Origin of the sequence: Motiliproteus coralliicola (assembly GCF_003345655.1) — a bacterium.
Lineage (GTDB): Bacteria > Pseudomonadota > Gammaproteobacteria > Pseudomonadales > Balneatricaceae > Motiliproteus > Motiliproteus coralliicola.
Genome location: NZ_QQOH01000002.1, coordinates 126722 through 148166, shown reverse-complemented (window position 1 = coordinate 148166; position 21445 = coordinate 126722). Strand labels below are relative to the sequence as shown.

At 59.3% G+C, this 21445-nt stretch carries 22 protein-coding genes; 2 read left to right on the top strand and 20 right to left on the bottom strand.

Annotation, left to right across the window (positions count from 1 at the left end):
• Window positions 1-7: 7 nt before the first annotated feature.
• The 6 genes from zipA to ccmA all read right to left on the bottom strand — a co-directional run bounded on the left by zipA (window position 8) and on the right by ccmA (window position 4719).
• Window positions 8-1807, bottom strand: a complete 1800-nt coding sequence (gene zipA / locus DV711_RS07520) for a cell division protein ZipA (protein ID WP_114695070.1) — start codon at window positions 1805-1807, stop codon at window positions 8-10.
• 39 nt (window positions 1808-1846) lie between these two features.
• Window positions 1847-2329, bottom strand: coding sequence for a cytochrome c-type biogenesis protein (locus tag DV711_RS07515; protein ID WP_243633762.1), 483 nt, complete (start codon window positions 2327-2329; stop codon window positions 1847-1849).
• Window positions 2326-2541 (bottom strand): heme exporter protein CcmD, encoded by a 216-nt coding sequence (ccmD, locus tag DV711_RS07510; RefSeq protein ID WP_114695069.1) that lies wholly within the window; start codon window positions 2539-2541, stop codon window positions 2326-2328. Before ccmD ends, DV711_RS07515 begins: the two co-directional genes overlap by 4 nt.
• Window positions 2541-3296 (bottom strand): heme ABC transporter permease, encoded by a 756-nt coding sequence (locus tag DV711_RS07505; RefSeq protein WP_114695068.1) that lies wholly within the window; start codon window positions 3294-3296, stop codon window positions 2541-2543. The genes ccmD and DV711_RS07505 overlap by 1 nt, the downstream gene beginning before the upstream one ends.
• A gap of 65 nt (window positions 3297-3361) precedes the next feature.
• Entirely contained in the window at window positions 3362-4063 is a 702-nt protein-coding gene (gene ccmB / locus DV711_RS07500) for a heme exporter protein CcmB (protein ID WP_114695067.1), read from the bottom strand.
• Entirely contained in the window at window positions 4063-4719 is a 657-nt protein-coding gene (gene ccmA, locus DV711_RS07495) for a cytochrome c biogenesis heme-transporting ATPase CcmA (protein ID WP_114695066.1), read from the bottom strand. The genes ccmB and ccmA overlap by 1 nt, the downstream gene beginning before the upstream one ends.
• A 145-nt stretch (window positions 4720-4864) precedes the next feature.
• Between ccmA and DV711_RS07490 the strand changes: the two genes are divergently transcribed.
• Entirely contained in the window at window positions 4865-6883 is a 2019-nt protein-coding gene (locus tag DV711_RS07490) for a flagellar hook-length control protein FliK (protein WP_133297416.1), read from the top strand.
• Window positions 6880-7212 carry an EscU/YscU/HrcU family type III secretion system export apparatus switch protein gene (locus tag DV711_RS07485; RefSeq protein ID WP_114695064.1) on the top strand — a complete coding sequence of 111 codons (333 nt, stop codon included), beginning with the start codon at window positions 6880-6882 and terminating at the stop codon, window positions 7210-7212. The genes DV711_RS07490 and DV711_RS07485 overlap by 4 nt, the downstream gene beginning before the upstream one ends.
• Before the next feature lie 20 nt (window positions 7213-7232).
• On the opposite strand, the gene DV711_RS07480 is transcribed toward DV711_RS07485, so the two are convergent.
• The 14 genes from DV711_RS07480 to flhA all read right to left on the bottom strand — a co-directional run bounded on the left by DV711_RS07480 (window position 7233) and on the right by flhA (window position 21359).
• The gene (locus tag DV711_RS07480; RefSeq protein WP_114695063.1) at window positions 7233-7646 is read right to left on the bottom strand and encodes a DUF2802 domain-containing protein; all 414 of its coding nucleotides are present in this window, start codon (window positions 7644-7646) and stop codon (window positions 7233-7235) included.
• 41 nt (window positions 7647-7687) lie between these two features.
• Window positions 7688-8167 carry a chemotaxis protein CheW gene (locus DV711_RS07475; protein WP_114695062.1) on the bottom strand — a complete coding sequence of 160 codons (480 nt, stop codon included), beginning with the start codon at window positions 8165-8167 and terminating at the stop codon, window positions 7688-7690.
• Window positions 8168-8197: 30 nt separating this feature from the next.
• Window positions 8198-9013, bottom strand: coding sequence for a chemotaxis protein CheW (locus tag DV711_RS07470; RefSeq protein WP_114695061.1), 816 nt, complete (start codon window positions 9011-9013; stop codon window positions 8198-8200).
• On the bottom strand, window positions 9010-9810 hold the full coding sequence (locus DV711_RS07465) for a ParA family protein (protein ID WP_114695060.1): 801 nt from the start codon (window positions 9808-9810) through the stop codon (window positions 9010-9012). Before DV711_RS07465 ends, DV711_RS07470 begins: the two co-directional genes overlap by 4 nt.
• A gap of 37 nt (window positions 9811-9847) precedes the next feature.
• The gene (gene motD / locus DV711_RS07460) at window positions 9848-10792 is read right to left on the bottom strand and encodes a flagellar motor protein MotD (protein WP_114695059.1); all 945 of its coding nucleotides are present in this window, start codon (window positions 10790-10792) and stop codon (window positions 9848-9850) included.
• Between the two features lie 10 nt (window positions 10793-10802).
• Window positions 10803-11543, bottom strand: a complete 741-nt coding sequence (locus DV711_RS07455; protein ID WP_114695058.1) for a flagellar motor protein — start codon at window positions 11541-11543, stop codon at window positions 10803-10805.
• On the bottom strand, window positions 11543-12691 hold the full coding sequence (locus DV711_RS07450) for a protein-glutamate methylesterase/protein-glutamine glutaminase (protein ID WP_114695057.1): 1149 nt from the start codon (window positions 12689-12691) through the stop codon (window positions 11543-11545). Before DV711_RS07450 ends, DV711_RS07455 begins: the two co-directional genes overlap by 1 nt.
• Window positions 12692-12740: 49 nt before the next feature.
• Window positions 12741-14864, bottom strand: a complete 2124-nt coding sequence (locus DV711_RS07445; RefSeq protein WP_114695056.1) for a chemotaxis protein CheA — start codon at window positions 14862-14864, stop codon at window positions 12741-12743.
• A 12-nt stretch (window positions 14865-14876) separates the two neighbouring features.
• On the bottom strand, window positions 14877-15722 hold the full coding sequence (locus DV711_RS07440; RefSeq protein ID WP_114695055.1) for a protein phosphatase CheZ: 846 nt from the start codon (window positions 15720-15722) through the stop codon (window positions 14877-14879).
• 12 nt (window positions 15723-15734) lie between these two features.
• Window positions 15735-16103, bottom strand: coding sequence for a chemotaxis response regulator CheY (cheY, locus tag DV711_RS07435; protein WP_481318818.1), 369 nt, complete (start codon window positions 16101-16103; stop codon window positions 15735-15737).
• Between the two features lie 129 nt (window positions 16104-16232).
• Entirely contained in the window at window positions 16233-16943 is a 711-nt protein-coding gene (locus tag DV711_RS07430; protein ID WP_114695053.1) for an RNA polymerase sigma factor FliA, read from the bottom strand.
• A gap of 16 nt (window positions 16944-16959) precedes the next feature.
• Window positions 16960-17784 carry a MinD/ParA family protein gene (locus DV711_RS07425; protein WP_114695052.1) on the bottom strand — a complete coding sequence of 275 codons (825 nt, stop codon included), beginning with the start codon at window positions 17782-17784 and terminating at the stop codon, window positions 16960-16962.
• 11 nt (window positions 17785-17795) lie between these two features.
• Window positions 17796-19217, bottom strand: coding sequence for a flagellar biosynthesis GTPase FlhF (gene flhF / locus DV711_RS07420; RefSeq protein WP_114695051.1), 1422 nt, complete (start codon window positions 19215-19217; stop codon window positions 17796-17798).
• 48 nt (window positions 19218-19265) lie between these two features.
• A complete protein-coding gene (gene flhA / locus DV711_RS07415; RefSeq protein ID WP_114695050.1) occupies window positions 19266-21359 on the bottom strand; it encodes a flagellar biosynthesis protein FlhA in 2094 nt (697 codons plus the stop codon).
• Between the last annotated feature and the right edge of the window lie 86 nt (window positions 21360-21445).

The following is a 21445-nucleotide window of genomic DNA, read 5'->3' as shown; positions in this document are numbered from 1 at the left end:
CGGGTGATCAAACCCGGCGGGTTAGCTGCTTGCGCTCGAACTCGCGGACTTTCTGGCGGTAATGCTCGATGGTCTGAGTCCGCAGGCTGCTGCGATTCTCATCCTTCAGCTCACCGCCGAGGTTATCGGCAACACACTGGGCCGTGGCCAGCATGCACTCGAACGCATTCATTCGATCGGCCGGTTCCGACATCCGCATAAAGAAGGTCACCGCCGGGGTGCTGAACTGCTCGGAGTTGGCCGGGTCGAAGGTGCCCGGCGCCACCGCGTTGGCGGTACTGAACTGGATCGCGCCACGACCCTTGTCCTGTTCATGGCGGTGGAAGATCGCCATCTCGCCGTGCTCCATGCCGCAGGCATTTAGCAGCTTAAACAGGATCGGGCCGGCGAACGGCTGCTCGCGGGCATCAACATTGATAACCAACACCTCGTCCTCCGCCGCGGAGGATTCTTCGGTTGCTGCCGGGGCTTCCACCACCGGCTCGGCGGTTTTGGCCTTGCGGCGACGGCGGCTCTTGGGCTTCGGCTTGGCCGGTTCGGGTTCGGGTTCCGGTGCCAAATCCGGCAGCAGATCGAAGAAACTGGTCTGCTCCTCCGGCCGCGGCTTGCGCTTACGCTTACGGGTCCGAGTGGCCGCCGGCTTGCGCGGCGCGGGCTCGACCACTTCAGGCTCCGGCATCGAGGGTTCGGCCACCAGCGAGTCCAGATCGCCCAGCTGCGGTTCCTGTTTTAGGCTGGCCTGCTGCTCCTGCAGCAGCTCATGGACCGGGCGCTCCAGATCCAGAGCCGGCTCAACCGTACTCAGACTGGGCTGGCTGCTGCTCTGCTCGGCCACCAACGGCTCGCTCTTCGCCGGCTCTTGCCCAGTCTTCTCTTGCCCAGTCTTCTCTTGCTCAATAGCCTCTTGAGGCTGCTGCGACTCAGCGTCGCTGGCGGTTTCTTCAACCAGAGGCTCAGGCACGGGGTCAGCCGCAGTTTGCTCCAACGCTTGCTTGGTTTTCGTTTCGGACTGCGGTTCGGGCTCTACGCTCGGCTCTGTCGGATCAAGCATCTCTTCGACGAGATTCACGACCGCTGTCTCATCCTCCACCAAAGCCTCAGCCGGCCGCGGTTCGGCAACCGGCGGTTCCTCGAGCATGGCTTCTACGGCTGACGCTTCTTCGACAATCTGCTCTTCAAGCTGCTGCGGTTCAGTAACGGAGACCGACTCAGCAATCGGAACCACTTCCGGCTCAGCGTCAGGCTGGAAATGAGGTTCAACAACCGGCTCGGCCTCAGCGCGCTCTGATTGGCTCGACGAGGTCTCGGCTTGATCAAGCCAACGATGGGCACCTTCACCCACACCTCGGAACTCTTTCTCCATCAGCAGATCGACTTCCGGCTCAGCTGTCGGGCGCTCACCGGTTAGGATCGGGTCGATCTTCCACTCGGATTCGGCTCGCGCCGGCTCGGCCACCAATCCAGGCTCTTGATCCAGCGCAGGTTCCGAATCCACCTGATCGAAACACGGCTCTACCCGATCGGATTCAGGCGCATTGAAGGTTGGTTCGACCTGATGTAGCGAAGCCGAGTCGATCGGGTCGCTGGAAGGAGCAGTCCAATCCTCCGGGAGGTCTGGATCCGTCACCACCCGGGCACCACCATTGGGTAGTTCGGAGCAGGTCGGATCTAGATCCGGCAGATCTTGAAACTGTTTATCGATTTTCAGACGCAGCTTGTCGCGTTGCAGATAACGTCGGATCAAATCGGCAATAACCGCCAACAAAATGACCCCGCCCGCAATATATAGCCAGTCTTGCATCCCCATGCTTTAACCCGTCTCGCTCGTTGATCTTATTGTTATGGCTTAGTCGTCTTCTTTGTCCAACAGACGCTGAAGCTTGTCGCGATCCACCTTGCTGCTGGTATCGGTACGATCCTCGCTCTTGCCACTGCGCTTACGCTTGGCCAACATCAACACCACCACCGCGCCCAGCACCAGCATACCGATCGGCCCGTACCAAAGCACCAGCGTGCTGGAGTCACGACGGGGACGGTAATTAACGAAGTCGCCATAGCGAGCCACCATAAAATCCACCACATCCTGGTTGGTCTGGCCTTCGGTTACCATCCGGTGGATTTCACGCCGCATATCAGAAGCGATCGGCGCATTGGAATCGGCCAGGTTCTGATTCTGGCACTTGGGACAACGCAGCTCCTCGATCAATACCTTGTACTGATCCTGTTGCTGATCGTTGGCGAATTCATAGGTATCGATCACCGCCCAGGCGCTGAACGGCATCAACAACAGCGCCAATAGCAGCCCTCGCAGTTGGGTCAGCATGCTCATGATTGTTCTCCACTCTCGACAGCCGCCTGACGCTCGGCCAATCGCTGCTCACGCTTGAGGCGGCGCTTGTGTTGCTCGATAAACTGTTTCTTGCGCAGCAGCGGGCTAACCACGTTATAGATGATGATGGCGACGGCGATAGCGTAGGCCAACCAGACATAAAAGCCGTGGCCACCCATCGCAAGGAAGTCACTGAAAGAATCAAAAAACATCAGCTAGCCTCCACTAACTCTCGGACCCAACCGGAGCGTTTTTCACGTTCCAGAATTTCGGCCCGGGTCCGCAACATCAACACCACCGCAAAGAAACAGTAGAACCCGATCACCATCAGCAGCAACGGCAAGTACATCTCCGGCGGCATCGCCGGACGCTCGGTCATGGTGAAGGTCGAGGTCTGATGCAGAGTGTTCCACCACTCCACCGAGTACTTGATGATCGGGATATTAACCACCCCAACCAGCGACAGCACCGCACCGGCTTTGCCTGCCGTGATCTCATTTTCGATCGCCGAGTGCAGGGTGTAAACACCGATATAGAGGAACAGCAGGATCAACATCGAGGTCAGCCGGGCATCCCAAACCCACCAAGTACCCCAGGTCGGCTTACCCCAGATGGCGCCGGTGGCCAGCGCCAGCAGTGCCAGGGTCGCCCCGATCGGAGCGCAGCTCTTGGCCACCATATCGGCAACCTTCATCTTCCAGATCAAGCTGATGGCACCGGCCACCGCCATCAGTAGGTAGCAGGACTGGGCCAGAATCGCCGCCGGTACGTGGATATAGATAATCCGGAAACTGTTGCCCTGTTGATAATCCGCCGGGGCAAAGGCCAACCCCCAAATAGCACCCCAAACCATCAACACGACCGCTCCTATAGCAAACCAGGGCAACAACTTGCCCATGATTTCGAAACTCCAGCGCGGTGAACCCAACCGGTAGAACCAGGTCGGCATCTTCCAACTTTTCGCCATCGTTACCTCTCAAATAACCGCTATCACGAAGCGGTTAGCAAACAATTCTTCGTCAGCAGGGCCTATTAATCGCTGACGCTGATCCGCAAGCCCGCGGCCACCGCCAGCGGCGCCAAGACCATGCCCAGCGCTAATATCGCCCCCAGGATAGCCAGATAGCCACCCACGGGTAACCCTGTAGACGCTGCCTGTACTGCCCCGGTTCCAAAAATAAGCACCGGAATATACAGCGGCAATACCAGCAGCGAGATCAGTACCCCGCCTTTACGCAGTCCAACCGTCAAACCGGCGCCGATCGCACCGATCAGACTCAGGGTCGGCGTGCCCAGCAGCAGGCTCAGCACCAGCGTGCTCATCCCCTCCTGAGGCAGGAACAGCATCAATCCAAGTAGTGGCGCCATCAGCGTCAGTGGCAAGCCACTGATCATCCAGTGGGCGCAAATCTTGGCAAACACCAGCAGCGATAACGGCTGCGGGCTGAGCAGCATCTGCTCCAGCGAGCCGTCGTCAAAATCAGATCGAAACAGGCTGTCCATCGACAGCAGTGTTGCCAGCAGCGCCGCGACCCAAACCACCCCAGCGGCGACTTCGGATAAGAACTGCGGGTCCGGGCTAACACCCAGCGGGAACAGCGTCGCCACCATCAAGAAAAACATCAACGGGCTGACCAGGTCGTTGCGCCGACGGTAAGCCAGCATCAGGTCACGCCTTAGGGTGATCCAGAACACCCGGCTCAACGACATCTCACGTTCGTTTCCATTTGCCATCAGACCACCTCCATCCGTTCGCCCGGACTGGCCTGACCGCCCAGCGTCACCTTGCGCAGGTTGTCGCGGATCGCCAGTTCATGATGGGTGGTCAAGATCACACTGCCGCCATTGGCAGCATGCTCGGCAATCAACGCCTCTTTACGAGCCACGCCGCGTTTGTCGATGGCGGTAAAAGGCTCATCCAGCACCCACAACGGCGCATCGCTCAGGTACAACCGAGCCAGACTGACCCGCCGGTTCTGACCCGCCGACAGCGAGTGACAGGGTACGTCCTCATAGCCATACAGCCCCACATTGGCCAGCGCTTCGGTGATCCCTTCGGTGCGGGTATGGGGATGTAGGGCACAGTACCAACGAAGGTTCTCCTCGGGGGTCAGGATCGCCTTGACGCCCGGCAGATGGCCAAAGTAGAGCAGGTCGGACAGGAAATCGTCACGCACCTCATCGATCGGCTCACCTTGCCAAAGAATATCGCCCTCGAAGGCCTGGGACAGGCCACTGAGGATCCGCAGCAGCGTGGTCTTACCGCTACCATTGGGACCTTCAACCTGGATGATCTCTCCCGCTTCAAGGGAGAAATTCAGCCCTTCAAACAGCACCCGCTCATCACGCTCACAGAAAAGGTCCTGGACCTCTAGCAGGGGGGTAGACAAAATGACAAAGCCTTCTGTTGAAGTACAGCTACCGCCAACGCGGCCGCTATGCTTTAAGAGTCAGTAAAATTCGTCGCATTATATACGAATATTCTATCCAGTCGGAGCCGATGTCGCCCTTGATCGCGATCATCGGGAGGTGTTCTTGGTCGACCAACTCAACAACGCAAATCGTCAGGCCCAACCGAGTGAGGCCGCCGCCGGACTTCGTCGTCTGGAGGCCCTGCTGTCGATCGGCCAGAGCCGCACCGGTCAGGTGGTCCAGGTGACCCCACAGCCGCTGCCGGCCGCAACTACTCCTCAGGGCGGCGCCCAACAGCCAGCTGGTGCAGCAACCTCTCAGCCCGCGGCGCCGACGCAGTCACAACCCGGTGCGCAAACGCCAGCTGCATCCAACCCCGCCTCCCCGGCCGCACCCGCCGGCAGCGCCACCACCGGACAGGCCCCAACCACTGGCACCACCGGTACCACGACGACAGCCCAGCAAAGCAGCTACCTGATCCAGGTTCGGATCGAAGGTCGGCTGTACGAATTGCTGACCCAACGTCCGATCGATCCAGGCACTCGGGTTCAGGTCAGCCGCGACGCCGGCGGCCAGATCAGCCTTCAGCTCGGTTCAGCCCCCGCTACGTCCACCCCCAACCCGGCAAGCAGCGGCCATAGCGCCAATCCGGCACCAGCGAATCCGAGCCAGGGGCCAGCCTCAGCTCAAGCACAGCCACAAGCCTCAACCCGCTCAGCGGGACAGCCCGCCACCCCGAACGCAGCACCTCAAGCCGGAACCACGAACGCTCCTGCCACAACAGCAGGACGGGCCGCCGTAGCCACGGCAACGGCACCGAGCGCTACAACACAACTTGCCACGCCGACGGCCCGCGACGCAGTAACCGCCTCCACCCTTCCCAGCAACACTGCTCAACAGCCGACATCCAGTCCTACAACGGCCAGATCCGACAGCGGCTCGGCAACGCTGGAACGGGTAAACCTGCAGCTTCAACGCGGCCAGGTACCGACCGGACAGCGCCTGCAAGCCGAGGTGATCAGCGCCAGAGCCCTGCCCCAGGCGACGCCACCCGCACAGCCTTCCGCCTCGGCCCAGGCTCCGCTGGTGAACGGATCCCCTCGAGCAGCAGCGCCCGCCGCCGGCAGCCCCCCGGCGACGCCGGCCGGGCCGGCATCGCAACCAGCTCAGCCACCCCAGAACCACCTGTTACGGGTACGTGTCGAAGGCCGAACGCTGGAGCTCGTCAGCCCCCGCACCATCGAGCCAGGCACCCGGATTCAGATTCAGCAGCGAGCTGATGGCCGACTCAGTACCGAGCTGCCGAATCTACGCACCCGCTCTATCGAGCAGGCCCTGCGAGAGAATCTGCCGCAACAGCAGGTCCCGGCCCCGTTGCTGAACCTACTCTCGGGCGCCCAGGCCAGCGGCCAGTTGCAACAGGCCAAGCCGGTGCTGTTAGATCTGGTCCAGATTCTACTGGGGCGCAGTCTGCCCAACCCCCAGCAGGCTGATGCCGAAACGGTACGGCAACAGGTGCAGAACAGCGGCACCCTGCTGGAGAACAAACTGGCCCGGGGCGATACCCAGAATCTGAACCAGGATCACAAAGCCCTGCTGCTGAAGTTATCAGACCAGCTCAATCAGGGCGGCTCGCAGCGGGAGTTGCCGGCCAGCCTCAGCGATCGCATCAGCCAGCTCACCCAACAGGCGCTGAGCCGGGTGCTGGTCAACCAGCTCACCAGCGCGGCGCCTCAACTGCAGGAGGGGGGAAGCGAAGCCAACCGAACCCTGGCGCTGGACATTCCTGTGATGTGGCAGGGCAAGACCGAGAACCTGCAGCTCCAGATCCGCCGTGACGACGGTAGCGCCGTTGAAACCCCGCAGGGGATGAGCTATCGCTGGCAGGTGCGGCTCAACTTCGAGATCAATCAAACCGAGCGTTTGCAGGCCGAGCTGACGCTGGAGGCTGAGCGGATCAGCGTAATCTGGAGCGGCGATCAACAGATCCGCCGTCTGGTCGAACAACAACTGGATAAACTGGGTGAGCGCTTCGAGCGCATCGGTTTGGATGTAAAAACCCTCGGCGTACGCGACGAAACGGCCCAACCGGAGCCAACGGTGAAACCACCGCGTAGCCGACTGATCGACATTAAGACATGAACGAAGAGAAGCCCCAGAACCGCAGCGCGGTCGCCCTCACCTACAACCAGCAGCAGGCGCCCTACCTGTCGGCCAAAGGCCAGGGGCTGGTGGCCGAAGAGATTATCCGGGTCGCCGCCGAACACGGCATACTGATACACGAGGACCCGGCGCTGGTGGATACCCTGTCGATGCTGCAACTGGGTCAGGAGATCCCGGAATCACTCTACAAAGCGATCGCCGAGGTGATCGCGTTTGCCTACAGCTTGCGTGAGGATAAACCGGATCTGGGGTCGTTGAGCGATACCCTGGCCAACTCCGGGCAGGACAGTAACGACAGCAATCGTTAGGTTAAGGCCAGACCTGCGCCTCAATGATCGGACTTCAGTGCCGGCGAGCCCTTGATCTCACGATGCAACAGCGCCATCAGCTCGGCCTCGGGACGGGCGATACCGCAACTGCCGACCAGATCATCGACATCGGCGCCCATCTCCATCAATTTGGCGGCCTGGTTGTAGGCCAGCGCACCCGGATCCCGGTTTTCCAGCTCCAGCTGTTTCTCGGCGGTGATATTCAGACGCTGCTCGACCTGTTTGAGTCGCCGCCCCATGCCCATCGCCCCGCTGTTGGTCAGCCGAATCTCATTGCGCAGCACATTCAGCAGGGCTTCGTAGTTACGCTGCTGGTCGCGCAGGCGGCGCTGCAGTCGTATCAGCCAGAACAGGCTCGCCAGCAATCCCACCGATAACAGTGTAATCGCCAGCCATAACCAGGGTTGCGTCATAGAACTATGGGTACTGAACGAGAAAAATGGTGCACCATGCCTTAGAGCATGGAGATTTCCGACCACTCATCGTCGGTCATCATCTTGTCGAGTTCGACCAGGATCAGCAATTGCTCATCCTTGTGACAAACGCCCTGGATGAACTTGGCGCTCTCTTCGGTCCCCACATTGGGGGCCTTTTCGATCTCGGACTGGTTCAGGTAAACCACCTCGGACACGGCATCCACCAGAATACCGATCACCTGCTTCTCGACCTCGATAATGACGATCCGGGTATTGTCGGTCACATCCGCCGGCATCAGACCGAAGCGCTGACGGGTATCGATCACGGTGACGACATTGCCGCGCAGATTGATGATCCCCAGGACGTAGGTCGGTGCGCCCGGAACCGGGGCGATTTCACTGTAGCGAAGGACTTCCTGAACCTGCATTACGTTGATGCCGTAGGTTTCCTCCTCCAAGCGGAAGGTAACGTACTGCAGTACCGGGTCTTCGCTACCGCTGGCGGCATTAATGCTCATGCTGATTTCCTCTTCTCCGGTCGAGCCGGGTTATTGTTCTGAATGGGTCTGTTGCTGCTCGGCCTGACTCTGCTGGAGCAAGTTTAGCAGCGCGGAGACATCCATGATGGCGCACATATGATCAATCACGGTCCCGGCAAGCCAAGGGCGTCGTCCGCGATCACTACGCCAGCTGACCTGATCGGGTTCCAGCGTGACGGCATCGGCCACCTCGTGGCAGGCCATGCCCCAGTCACTGCCTTCCATCAGGATCACGTACTTGAATTCACCGGCATCTTCCGGATAACGCTCCGGCATCACCCAGCGTGCGGTATCAATCGCCTTGACTGTACCTTCGGTTTTTGACGGCAGCAAGCCTAAGAACCAATCGGGCTGGCCGAACAACGGCCGCAGTTCATCCTCGATCACCAGCACACCACCCAGCTCCACCAGCGGTACCGCCAGCATCAACCCCGCCACCTTAAACAGCAGACAGTCGAAGCGCTGTTGAGCCCAGGGTGGACGGCCCTCAACCCAGAGATCGGCCTCCGGCTCATCGACACCGGCCGCTGTTAGCTCATCCAGATCTTGCTCTTGCTGTTGCTCGACCGCCGGCTTCACCTCGGCGACGGTCTCCACCAACTCTGGCTCGATAACCACCGGAGCGACAGGTGCCAGCTCGGGCACCATCAGCACCTCAAGCTGCTGATCTTCAACAATCGCCTGGCTGGTTGCATCCTGTAGCAGCGCGTCCAGGTACTCCTGCACCGCCACCTGCGGCCCCTTGGTTTGGGTCCGTGTTTGAGCGGCCGTGGCGATATCGGACTCGGCCGCCGGCTGTGGGCTGAGAGGTTGTCTGGTCTTCATGAGCGCTGCTGACCGTCTGAACCGGATTGTTTATCAAGCGTCTGCAACCAGCGCAGCAGCATCCCATAGGCACGCACCCCATGGGTGCTGGAGTCCAGCGCCGAGGGAACGACACCGGCGGTACTGGCGTTGCGGAACTTGGTATCCACGGGAATCACCGCATGGGCGATCTCATCCGGATAATTGCGTTTGATACTTCGCAGGCTCTGCATCGAGGCCTGGGTACGGCGATCGAAGAAGGTCGGCAGGATGTGATAACGCAGCTTCTGGCTGCGGGCACGGTTAATCATGGTCAGGGTACGCACCATCCGCTCCAGGCCCTTGATCGCCAGAAACTCGGTCTGAACCGGTACGATCAGGCGCTCGCAGGCAGCCAGGGCATTGACCATCAACACCCCCAACACCGGCGGACTGTCGATCAGTACATAATCGAAACGGTCCCACAACTGCGCCAGGGCCTTGGCGATCATCAATCCCATCCCTTCGGCACCGACTGACTTGCGCTCCAGCGTCGCCATCGCAGTGGAGGCCGGAATCAAACTGATCCGATCATGGCTGCTGCTTTGCAACAGCGGCAGCACCTGGTCAAGGGTACGGGTTTCCTGCTCAAACAGGTCGTAGGCACTGTGTTCCAGCGCATCGGGATCGTAGCCGAAATAGCTGGTCAGGGAGCCGTGGGGGTCCAGGTCCAGCAGCAGCACATCATGCCCCTGGTCTGCCAGTAAACCGGCCAAGGTCACTACAGTGGTGGTCTTGCCTACCCCACCTTTCTGATTGGCTACTGCCCAGATATGCACGCGATTACTCCTAATCTACCGTCGCTGAACTCTGTTGCTACTGTTGCGTCTGTTCGGGCGTCTCACCCTGGGTGAACAACACCCCACCCTGTTCGGTTTCGACCCGCTGAATGCCTCCCTCAGCTGGTGCTTCAGCGCTCTGAGGCCGCGGTTGTTGAAGAAGATTATCGACCGCATCCTCACTTATATAACCGCTGCCATAACCCGAAAGTGCGCGTTGAACCCGCTCATCTCGGGAAACGATAATAACCACCCGGCGATTCTTACGTCGGCCATTAGCGCTCAGGTTGCTGACCTTGGGCTGATATTGGCCGTAACCAACCGCTGCCATCCGCTCCGGGGCGATGCCGAAATGGGCCAACATCCGCACCACCCCGGCGGCGCGGGCGGCCGACAGTTCCCAGTTCGACGGAAACTGATCGCTGCTGATCGGCTGATTGTCGGTGTAACCCTCAACGTGGAGCGGGTTTTCGTAGGGCGACAGTAACGACGCCAAGGCTTCCAAAATTGCATCGGCACTGAGCGCTGGTGTCGCGCTGCCACTGGCAAACAGCACTCCCGAGCCGATCTCGATCTCGACCCAGAGCTTGTTGGCGGAGATCGAGATCTCGCCGTCGTTGATCAACTCCTGAAACTTAGCTGTCGCCGCCGACTGGATCTGCTGCAACTGCTCCGTCTCCGGGTTGCCCCCTCCCTCAATACCAGCACTTTGCTGGGCTGAGGCCTGGTCCATCAAGCCGATATCCCGGCTGGTGTCGCGCAGCTGCAGATCACCCACCTGGACCGGATCAAAGGACATGTCGGGGCCGCGGAAAATTCCTGCCAAAGACTCCGACAGTACCCGGTACTTGCCTTCATTTACCGATGAGATCGAGTACATCACCACAAAAAAGGCCAGCAGCAGCGTGATGAAGTCCGCATAGGAAACCACCCAACGCTCGGTGTTTCCGGCAGCCTCCTGATGCTTATGTCGTCTGGCCATAGGCGTCGCCTCAGCGCAGGTAGCTTTCCAAGCGCATCCGTATCGCCAGAGGGTTATGCCCCTGGGCGATCGACAGGAACCCTTCCAGCATCATCTCGTGATATTGATAGCGCTGCTGAACCAGCGATTTCAGTTTACCGGCGATCGGCAACAGCACCAGGTTGGCAATACCGACCCCGTAGACCGTGGCCACAAAAGCCGTCGCAATGCCGCTGCCCAGGGTCTCCGGGGAATCCAGATTGGTCATCACGTGGATCAGCCCCATGACCGCACCGATAATACCGATCGTCGGGGCATAGCCCCCCATGCTTTCGTAAACCCGGGCCGCCTGGAGGTCGCGAAGCTCACGGACATTCAGCTCTATCTCCATCAATTCCCGGATCGACTCGTGCTCGTTACCATCGGCGATCAACTGCAGGCCTTTGCGCAGAAAGTCGTCATCCTCCAGCTCCGACTGCTTCTCCAGCCCGATCAAACCAAAGCGACGGGCATGAATGCTCCAGCCGACGATCTTTTCGACACCCTGGGGAAAATCCAGTCGCGGTGGTGATAACACCCAGCTGAACATCCCCAGTGCCCGGCGAGTTTCGGGAAATGAGAACTGCAACATGCCAGCCCCCAGGGTGCCACCGAAGACGATGATGGCTGCAGCACCGTTGATCAGGGTATCAACACTGCCGCCCTCGGCTATCTGACCGCCAAAGATGGCGATCAGTACCAGCAGAATCCCTAGCAGACTGAGCCGATCCATCAGTACCCCAAGGCCGACTTGATATGGTTGCTGACGTCATCCAGATCGACAATGTGATCCGCCAGCTTGGCCTGGGCGATCGCCTGGGGCATGCCGTAGATTACGCAGCTCTGTTCGTTCTGTGCCCAAATGGTCGAGCCGCTGTTCTTCAGCATGCGGGCCCCGTCACGGCCATCGGCCCCCATTCCGGTCAACACGATACCCAGCACGTTCGATCCGTACGCCTTAGCGGCCGAACCGAAGGTCACGTCGACACTGGGTTTGTAATTTAATCGCTCATCGCCCGCCATGATCCGAACCCGGCCCTGGCGCGGATCCACCATCATCTGCTCGCCACCGGGCGCCAATAACGCAACTCCCGGCTTCAGTTGATCGCCATCAACGGCTTCACGAACCTGAATCTGACATTGTTGATTCAACCGCTCGGCAAAAGCGCCGGTAAAGGTTTTGGGCATATGCTGGACGATTAGAATCGGCAACGGGAAACTGGCCGGCAGGCGGGTCAGAATTTTCTGAATCGCCACCGGACCACCGGTTGAAGTGCCGAAAATCACCAGTTTGGTTTTTCCCTTCAGACTACCGGAGCGCGGCGCTGGCGAATCGGCAACCGCCGGTGATTTCGGGGCCCTCGGAATCTCTCGTGACATGGGCTGGCGCAGTGAGGCCGAACGGGGACGTGCGGCAGAGCCAGGACTCGGTTCAGGCCGGGATGCCGCAGTGGTCGAACCAAGGCTACGACCTGCACCGACCCGACTCTTGGATACCGTCAGAACCCGTTCGATCAGCACCTGCTCCAGGCTGCCACGCCCCTTGCCCATGCGCTCGTAGCTCTTGGGCAAGTAGTCCACGGCACCGGCTTCCAAGGCCTCCAGGGTAATTCGCGCCCCTTCGTAAGTCAGCGATGAAAACATCAACACCGGCGTCGGACAGCTGCGCATGATCTCGGTGAGCGCGGCGATGCCGTTCAGCACCGGCATCTCGTAATCCATGGTGATGACATCAGGCTTAAGCTGTTTCGCCTTCTCGATCGCCACCTGGCCGTTTTCCGCGGTGCCGACCACTTTTACCCGAGGGTCTGAATTCAAGATGGTTGTGACTCGCTGGCGGAAAAAAGCCGAGTCATCAACAACAAGAACGTTTACGGGCATCCAGTTCTCCTAAACATCAAGGCCCTGAGGCCGGACCACCGTCCTGTGATCATGATGCGTAATGTTTCAACATACTCGGGATATCGAGGATCAGCGCGATCCGGCCATCACCGGTAATCGTCGCCCCCGCCATCCCCGGCGTGCCGAGCAGCATCTTGCCCAACGGTTTGATCACCACCTCTTCTTGACCAACCAACTGATCGACAATAAAGCCGACTCGCTGGGTCCCGACAGTAACGATCACCACATGGCCGGTTTCGGGCAAGGTTTCACCCGCACAGTGCTCCACCAACCAACGCTTGAGGTGGAACAACGGCAGCGCCTTCTCACGCACCACCACCACTTCCTGACCATCAACGACATTGGTCTGAGTCAGATCCAGGTGGAAGATCTCATTCACATTGACCAGCGGCAACGCGAAGGCTTGATCGCCCAGCATGACCATCAGGGTCGGCATGATCGCCAAGGTCAGCGGCACCTTGATCTCGATTCGGGAACCTTCACCCTGAATCGAGTCGATATTGAGGGTACCGTTCAGCTGGGTGATCTTGGTTTTGACCACATCCATGCCGACGCCACGACCGGAGACATCGGAGATCTCCTTCTTGGTCGAGAATCCGGCGGCGAAGATCAGGTTAAAGGCTTCGTTATCGGTCAACCGATCCGCGGCATCCTGATCCATCATCCCCTTGCTGACCGCCAAGCCACGTAGCTTGTCGGGGTCCATGCCGGCGCCGTCGTCCTGGATCGCCAACAGGATATGGTCTCCCTCCTGCTCGGCAGACAAAATCACATTACCCAGCCGCGGCTTGCCGGCGGCCTCACGCACTTCGGGATTTTCGATACCGTGGTCAACCGCATTTCGGACCAGGTGGACCAACGGATCGGCCAGCGCCTCAACCAGGTTTTTATCCAGGTCGGTCTCTTCACCGCGAAGTTCGAGGTTAACCTCTTTTTTCAGTGTGCGGGCCAGATCTCGTACCACCCGCGGGAAGCGGCCGAACACCTTCTTGATCGGCTGCATTCGGGTCTTCATCACCGACATCTGCAGGTCGGCGGTGACCATATCGAGACTGGAAACCGCTTTACCGACCTCTTCGTCGGCGACGGTATTCCCCAACCGCACCAGTCGATTCCGCACCAACACCAGCTCGCCGACCATATTCATGATCTCGTCAAGGCGCTGGGTATCGACTCGTACAGTGGTTTCGGCAGCCGCCGGTTTGTCGGCTTTCTTGGCTGCAGCCCTAGGCTTGGCCGGGGCTTTCGGCTTCTCTGCCGGTGCCGGTTTAGGCGCTGCGGCCGGTTTTGGTTCTTCTACCGCAGGTTTGGGCGCACTATCGGCGGCCGGTGCCGCTGCGGCAGTGTCGGCGCCGGGAGCAGCAAACGCCCCTTTACCCTGGGCTTGAAGTTCATCGAGCAGGGCTTCGAACTCGTCGTCGGTGATCAGCTCATCACCACCGGCTGCTGCAGGCGCTTCCGGAGCGGCAGGGGTCTCGGGCTGAGCCGGGGCTTCGACGACCCCGCCGTGTTTGCCCTTACCGTGCAACTCATCAAGCAGTGCCTCAAATTCGTCGTCGGTAATTTCATCATCGGCCCCCGCTGCAGCGGCTGGCGCATCACCGGGTTGGGGCGTACTTTCTTCGGCTGCCGATGCTTCGGCAACGCCTCCGAGCGCATCCAACAGCTGGTCAAACTCGGCATCGGCGGTGTCAGCCCCCGACGCGGTCGCCGGTGCAGGCTCAGCCGCCACCGGTTCAGCTGCCGGCGCATCGGCGGGGACTTCGCCACGAACGTAGGCATCGAGTGCCGCGATCAACTGCGGATCTGCCTCAGCCGGCTCTTCACCGGAGCGCACACTGTCAAACTGTTCATTGACCGTATCCAGCGCCTGCAGTACCACGTCCATCAACGCGGTGCTGACCTGCAGCTCGTTGTTACGCAATTTATCGAACACATTCTCAGCCGAGTGGCAGCACTCTACCAACGGCGTCAGTTGCAGAAAGCCGGCTCCGCCCTTAACGGTATGGAAGCCACGGAAAATGGCATTGAGCAGTTCGGTATCATCGGGGCTATGCTCGAGATCGACCAACTGCTCCGATAACTGCTCAAGAATTTCTCCCGCCTCGACGAGAAAGTCTTGCAAGATTTCTTCATCTACTTCCAGGCTCATACACTCAGCTCCTTAGAATCCAAGGCTCGACAGCAGGTCGTCTACATCGTCCTGCCCGGACACAACGTCCACGGCCTCTTCATCCAACACCAGGGGACCATGCCCTTTGACATTGGCCTCTTTTTCCTTCGCTGCCACCGTCTCGGTTGCAAGCTTGGTCTCGTCGGTATCCTGTTCGCGATTGACACCGGTAATGATGTCTACCTTACCGGCCACCATCACCAGTTGAATCAGGCTCTTCTCGACATCATTAACCAGGCCGTTAACCCGTTTGATCAATTGCCCGGTGATATCTTGAAAGCCCTGCGCCAGCAGGATCTCGGTATAGTTGCTCTGGAGCTGTGCCGCTCCCTTTTCGATCTCTTGCAGGAAGGTCTCGGTGGTACGCCCAAGGTCCTTGAGTTCGGACATGCTACTTTGCTGGTCAGCCATGTTCTGCCAGTCTTTGCGCAGCAGCTTTGCCTGCTCGCCAAGCTCTTCAGCGATCGGCATGCTGGCATCAACCATATCCATGGTCTTATTGGCCGCACTTTCGGTCAGCTCCAACACATGGTTGAGGCGTTCGTGGGCGTTGGAGACTTCGCTGTGGGTATCGCCATCATGGGCCTCTTGGGCCACCTGCAGCGCAGCGCTCTTCTCGACATCGATATTGAACTGCTTGATCGCTTCATGCAGTCCGCGGGTCAGTCTTCCGACCTCCTGGTACAGCATGTTGTTGCGCGCTTCACTGAGGGCCGCCAGTAACTGCATGGCACCGGCGAAGTCACCCTTGTCCAGCAACTTCATCAGTTCGGCCGCCTGCTCCTGCAGCGTCTTTTCGAACCCCTGCAGGTCGACGATTTCATCTAGGCCGGTCATCGGCAGCCTCCCTTAAATACGTTCAAAGATCTTTTCGATCTTTTCTTTAAGGACCGCTGCGGTAAAGGGCTTCACCACATAGCCATTAACACCAGCCTGAGCCGCCAGAATGATCTGCTCCCGCTTCGCTTCAGCGGTCACCATCAGCACCGGTAATTTGGCCAGATTGGGATCGGAGCGCACATGCTGCAGCAACTCCAAACCGGACATCCCGGGCATATTCCAGTCGGTCACCAGAAAGTCGATGCCTCCAGCCTGCAGAATCGGTAACGCAGTACTGCCGTCATCCGCCTCCACGGTATTGTTGAAACCGAGGTCTCGAAGCAGGTTCTTGATAATCCGTCTCATGGTTGAGAAATCATCAACTATGAGAATCTTCATGTTCTTATCCAAGGCGACCTCCAATCTACCTATCGATTCGATGATGTTGATACCGGCACACTCTACTAGGTATCGAACAAAATCATGGAAACCTTAAAAAAAGCAATATATTTAATGTGAGCGCCGGGCTCAACGCCAGGACTCCAGCCGTGCTCTCAAGCGTAATGCCGCCTGGGAATGTATCTGACTGACCCGCGATTCGCTGACCCCTAACACCTGGCCGATCTCTTTGAGATTCAACTCTTCATCGTAATAGAGCGCAAAGACCAGTTGCTCACGCTCCGGCAATCCCGCAATGGCATCGGCCAACGCCCGCTGAAATGCCTCGTCTTCCTGCAGCGCATCAGGTGGTGCGTCGTCGCTGGCCACCTCCTCTCCGGCTGAGGTATCGGTACTTTCGCGCATCTCGTCAAAGCTGAACAGCCGACTACTGGAGCTGTCCTTCAACAACGAATGGTAATCTTGCAGGCTGACACCCATCTCGTCGGCCACCTCGGCATCCTGAGCATCACGACCGGTACGCGCTTCTACCGTCTGAATGCACTCGGCGACACGACGACTGTTACGGTGCACCGAACGCGGCGTCCAGTCCCCTTTTCGCACTTCATCGATGATGGCACCGCGAATCCGAATCCCGGCATAGGTTTCGAAACTGGCCCCCTTAGACGGGTCGTATTTACGTGCGGCCTCCAGCAGCCCGATCATGCCGGACTGAATCAGGTCATCAAGCACCACGCTTGACGGTAGACGCGCCATCAGATGATGGGCAATCCGCTTGACCAGCGGGGCATGCCTTTCAACCAGATCGGCCTGGGCTTCACCCCCACGAGAATCGTACATGCATCCCCTAAGGTCATCAGCGCTGAAGCGCAGTGCGCACCAGTCGCTCGACAAAAAATTCCAAGTGCCCTCGCGGCGTCGAAGGTAACGGCCAGCTCACCACCTTGGAAGCCAGCTTACCGATCGCCACTGAGGACTTGCTCCGCGGAAAGGCATTAAACACAGGTTGCTGTTTTTGCACCGCTTTACGTACCGACTCATCATAAGGGATGGACCCTACATATTGAAGCGTCACATCCAGAAAGCGGTCGGTCACTGTGGTTAGCTTAGCGAACATATTGCGACCTTCCTGTTCCGATCGCACCATATTCGCCAAAACCCGGAAACGACTCATACCGTAATCCCGGTTCAGCAACTTGATCAGCGCATAAGCATCGGTGATCGAGGTCGGTTCATCGCAGACCACCACCATCACTTCCTGGGCAGCCCGAACAAAGCTGATCACCGATTCGGAGATGCCGGCAGCCGTATCGACTATCAGCACATCCACTTCGTCGGCGATTTCCGCGAAGGCGTGGATCAGCTCGGCATGCTCGTGCGCACTCAAGTCCACCAGCGACTGAGTTCCCGATGAAGCTGGAACTATATTAAAGCGCTCACCGGCAGAAACCATGATGTCACTCAATAGACAGTCTCCGGCCAGCAGGTCGGCGATGGTTTTTTCCGGCCGAAGCCCGAGCAGCACATCGACATTGGCCAAACCGAGGTCTGCATCCATCAACACAACCCGACGTCCGGCTTGGGCTAATGCCGCCCCCAGATTGACCGACACATTGGTTTTACCGACCCCTCCTTTACCCCCGGTGACGGCAATGACTTGAGCAGGATGGGTCGCATTCATCACTATGCTCCCTAAACCGCATCACTGTGCTGCGGCTGCAGCATCAGGGAGTCATCACGCTGCACGGTCGCGCGACCACTGGCCAATACCACCGCGCGGCTAATCAGCGTCTTGGCCTTGGCCACTTCGATATGATCCGGAATCCGCTGACCATCGGCCAAATAGGCCAACGGCAAACGCTGCTCGATGATCGTGCTGATCACCTCACCCAGACTGACCGACTCATCCAGCTTGCTCAACACCGCGCCATTGAGCCCGATCGACTTGAAGTGATCATAGGAGCGCTGCAACACCTGCTGCTGCGCGGTACAGGGAAGCACCAGCAGTTTTTTGATCCGACTGCCGGACTGGGCCAGCATCTCCAGCTGCGCTTCGCGCTGCTGGTCCGATCCACCGATACCGGCAGTATCGATCAGCACAACCCGACGATCCCGCAACGACCGCAGCGCGTCATCGAGGGAGTGCTCCTCATCCACGACCCGAACCGGGATATCCAGAATCCGGCCAAAGGTCCGCAGCTGCTCATGGGCCGCGATCCGATAACTGTCGGTCGTAATCAGCGCCACACCGGAACTGCCGTGCTTGAGCACATAGCGCGCCGCCAACTTGCCGATTGTGGTGGTTTTTCCAACCCCTGTCGCCCCAACAAACGCCAGAATTCCGCCGCGATCGACCAGATCCTCACCCACCACCGGCAATGACTCCACCATCCGCGACAGGGATACCTTCCAGGCCCGCTCCAGATCAACACCAGGCTCCAGCGCCTGAGCCAGACGATCGATCAGAGTCTCGCTGACCCCAACACGCTGCAGCCGGCTACGCAGGCGCGCCAACACGGGGTCCTCAGCTGCCTCGACCGAAGCCGGCGCCGGTGCTGCCATCTGCTCGCGCAGCATCTGCTTCAGGTCTTCGATCTCGCTACGCATCGCCCGCAGCACTTCGCTCTCGCGGGGTGCGACCGCCTCGCTCACCACCGGCCGCTCAGGTGCCGCAGGCTTCTGTACCGGCACCGGATCAACATCCGCCTGGTCCGCCCGCAACGAGGCCAACACATCATCCCAGGCCTTGTCGTCCAGACTATCAAGCTGTCGATTCTGAATCGGCCGCACCGAGGAAACCCCCGACACCTGCGCCGCCTTGCGACGCGCCAGTTCAGTTCGAGTTCGATCCAGCTCCTGACTCAATCGACGTCCGGCTTCGTTGCCGCTACGCCCACCGGTCAACGCACTCAACTGCCGCTCCCGGCGCGCCTCTGACAGCGACTTCGGCGCCACCGGCTCGGTCGCCGCCGGCTCATACTCCAACGCCACCACCACCTCCACACCACCGGCAACCCGGTTGTTCGACAGGATCACCGCATCCGGTCCGACCTCATCACGCACCAGTCGCATCGCTTGGCCCATATCCGGGGCAAAAAAGCGCCTAACCTTCACTGTGCTTCCTCAATCGATCTATCCCTTGCGTTGCGGCTGCCATTTTCATCAGCCCCCCACTGTCGCCACGATGGTGACCTGTTTGTTTTCCGGTACTTCTTGGTACGACAGCACATGCACCTGCTGGCTACCGTAACGAACGAACTTAGCCATTAGCGGCCGGATCGGAGCTGCCACCAGCAACACCGCCGAGCGCCCCTCCGCCTCTAGCCGGGCAGCCGACTCCTCCAGAGTGCGCTGCAGACGCTCCGCCATCCCCGGCTCCAACGCCAAGCCATCGCTACCCCCACCCTGCTGACTCTGCTGGAATGACTGCAGCAGCAGCTGCTCAAGCTGCGGATCCAGGGTCATCACCGGCAACTCCTGCTCGTTGCCGTAGATCTCCTGCACGATCAATCGCGACAGCGCTACCCGCACCGACGACAATAATGTGACGATATCTTGACTTAGCGCTGCCGCCTCCGTCAAATTTTCGGCGATCGTCCGAATATCACGGATCGGCACCTGCTCCTTCAGTAATCCCTGCAACACTTTCAGCAGACTGCTGATCGGCAGCTTGGTCGGCAGCTCTTCGGCCAGCTTCGGCGAACTCTTACCCAAAAGCTCCAGCAGCCGCTGAACCTCTTCATGACCGAGCAACTCGTAGGCATGGGTAGTCATCACCTGGTTCAGATGGGTCGCCACCACAGTACTGGCGTCCACCACGGTATAACCCAATGTCTGCGCATGCTCTTTCTGCCCCGGCTCAATCCAGACCGCAGCCAAGCCGAAGGCGGGATCCTTACCCTCGATCCCCTTGACGGTTCCAAACACCTGCCCCGGATTGATCGCCAACTCGCGATCCGGATAGATCTCCGCCTCGCCGGCAGTGACCCCCATCAGCGTAATCCGGTAGGCTCCAGGCAGCAGATCGAGGTTGTCCCGGATATGAACCGCCGGCACCAGAAAGCCAAGGTCTTGCGACAGTTTCTTACGCACCCCACGGATCCGCCCCAACAACTGACCACCTTGGGCCCGGTCAACCATCGGAATCAACCGATAGCCCACTTCCAACCCGATCATGTCGACCGGATTAACATCGTCCCAGTCCAGTTCTTTAGGCTCGCTTGTCTCCTCAGGCTGTTCCTGCTCAGGTGGCGGAGCCGCCAACGCCTCGGCTTCACGACGTTTGTTGCGCATCCAGACCCAGTAGGCACCACCGGCCGCCAGACCACCCAGCCCCAGGAAAGCCACGTGAGGCATCCCCGGCACCAACCCCATCACGATCAGAATCCCCGCCGCCACCGCCAACGCCCGCGGCGTGGCGAACATCTGATCGAAGACCTGGGCCCCCATATCCACCGCGGTATTGACCCGGGTTACCATAATCGCAGCCGCCGTGGAGAGCAGCAGCGACGGAATCTGCGCCACCAGACCATCACCGATGGTCAGCAGCGAATAGAAGCGAACCGCGGTCTCGAAATCGAGATCATGCTGAGCCATACCGATCGACAGCCCGCCGACGATATTGATCACCAGGATCAGGATACCGGCCACGGCGTCACCGCGAACAAACTTACTGGCACCATCCATCGAGCCGTAGAAGTCGGCTTCCTGGGTCACTTCTCGACGCCGCTCTTTGGCCTCTTCCTGCCCGACCAGACCGGCATTCAGATCGGCATCGATCGCCATCTGCTTACCCGGCATCGCATCCAGGGTAAAGCGAGCGCTGACTTCGGAGATCCGCCCGGCACCCTTGGTCACCACAACGAAGTTGATGATCACCAGAATCGCGAACACCACCAGACCGACCACATAGTTACCGCCGATCACCACCTCACCGAAGGCTTCGATCACCTTACCGGCCGCGTCGCCACCCTGATGACCCTCCAGCAACACGACCCGGGTCGAGGCGACGTTCAGCGCCAACCGTAATAGCGTCGCCACCAACAGAATGGTGGGAAACACCGCAAAATCGAGCGGCCGCAGGCTATATACCGCCACCAGCAACACCACCAGCGACAGCGCGATATTGAAGGTAAAGAGCACATCCAACAGGAACGGCGGCATCGGCAGCGTGACCATCGCCAACACCACCAGCAGCAGCAGCGGAATCCCCAAATTCCCCTGACTCAGACTGCGAAAATTATTTGCCAACGCCATTCGTGCCAACTTTGCTACTCAACTTCAGATGCAACCGGACAATTCGTCAGTTTTTTGACGAAATAAAACCCTTAATCTGAAATAAA

Excerpts from the sequence above, each read along its gene's own strand:
- ccmB (WP_114695067.1), bottom strand. The coding sequence starts at position 4,063 with ATGGCAAATGGAAACGAACGTGAGATGTCGTTGAGCCGGGTGTTCTGG.
- DV711_RS07480 (WP_114695063.1), bottom strand. The coding sequence starts at position 7,646 with ATGACGCAACCCTGGTTATGGCTGGCGATTACACTGTTATCGGTGGGA.
- ccmD (WP_114695069.1), bottom strand. The coding sequence starts at position 2,541 with ATGTTTTTTGATTCTTTCAGTGACTTCCTTGCGATGGGTGGCCACGGC.
- DV711_RS07485 (WP_114695064.1), top strand. The coding sequence starts at position 6,880 with ATGAACGAAGAGAAGCCCCAGAACCGCAGCGCGGTCGCCCTCACCTAC.
- DV711_RS07430 (WP_114695053.1), bottom strand. The coding sequence starts at position 16,943 with ATGTACGATTCTCGTGGGGGTGAAGCCCAGGCCGATCTGGTTGAAAGG.
- zipA (WP_114695070.1), bottom strand. The coding sequence starts at position 1,807 with ATGGGGATGCAAGACTGGCTATATATTGCGGGCGGGGTCATTTTGTTG.
- DV711_RS07505 (WP_114695068.1), bottom strand. The coding sequence starts at position 3,296 with ATGGCGAAAAGTTGGAAGATGCCGACCTGGTTCTACCGGTTGGGTTCA.
- cheY (WP_481318818.1), bottom strand. The coding sequence starts at position 16,103 with ATGAAGATTCTCATAGTTGATGATTTCTCAACCATGAGACGGATTATC.
- DV711_RS07425 (WP_114695052.1), bottom strand. The coding sequence starts at position 17,784 with ATGAATGCGACCCATCCTGCTCAAGTCATTGCCGTCACCGGGGGTAAA.
- DV711_RS07475 (WP_114695062.1), bottom strand. The coding sequence starts at position 8,167 with ATGAGCATTAATGCCGCCAGCGGTAGCGAAGACCCGGTACTGCAGTAC.
- DV711_RS07450 (WP_114695057.1), bottom strand. The coding sequence starts at position 12,691 with ATGCCCGTAAACGTTCTTGTTGTTGATGACTCGGCTTTTTTCCGCCAG.
- DV711_RS07445 (WP_114695056.1), bottom strand. The coding sequence starts at position 14,864 with ATGAGCCTGGAAGTAGATGAAGAAATCTTGCAAGACTTTCTCGTCGAG.
- DV711_RS07440 (WP_114695055.1), bottom strand. The coding sequence starts at position 15,722 with ATGACCGGCCTAGATGAAATCGTCGACCTGCAGGGGTTCGAAAAGACG.
- DV711_RS07515 (WP_243633762.1), bottom strand. The coding sequence starts at position 2,329 with ATGAGCATGCTGACCCAACTGCGAGGGCTGCTATTGGCGCTGTTGTTG.
- flhA (WP_114695050.1), bottom strand. The coding sequence starts at position 21,359 with ATGGCGTTGGCAAATAATTTTCGCAGTCTGAGTCAGGGGAATTTGGGG.
- motD (WP_114695059.1), bottom strand. The coding sequence starts at position 10,792 with ATGGCCAGACGACATAAGCATCAGGAGGCTGCCGGAAACACCGAGCGT.
- DV711_RS07455 (WP_114695058.1), bottom strand. The coding sequence starts at position 11,543 with ATGGATCGGCTCAGTCTGCTAGGGATTCTGCTGGTACTGATCGCCATC.
- DV711_RS07470 (WP_114695061.1), bottom strand. The coding sequence starts at position 9,013 with ATGAAGACCAGACAACCTCTCAGCCCACAGCCGGCGGCCGAGTCCGAT.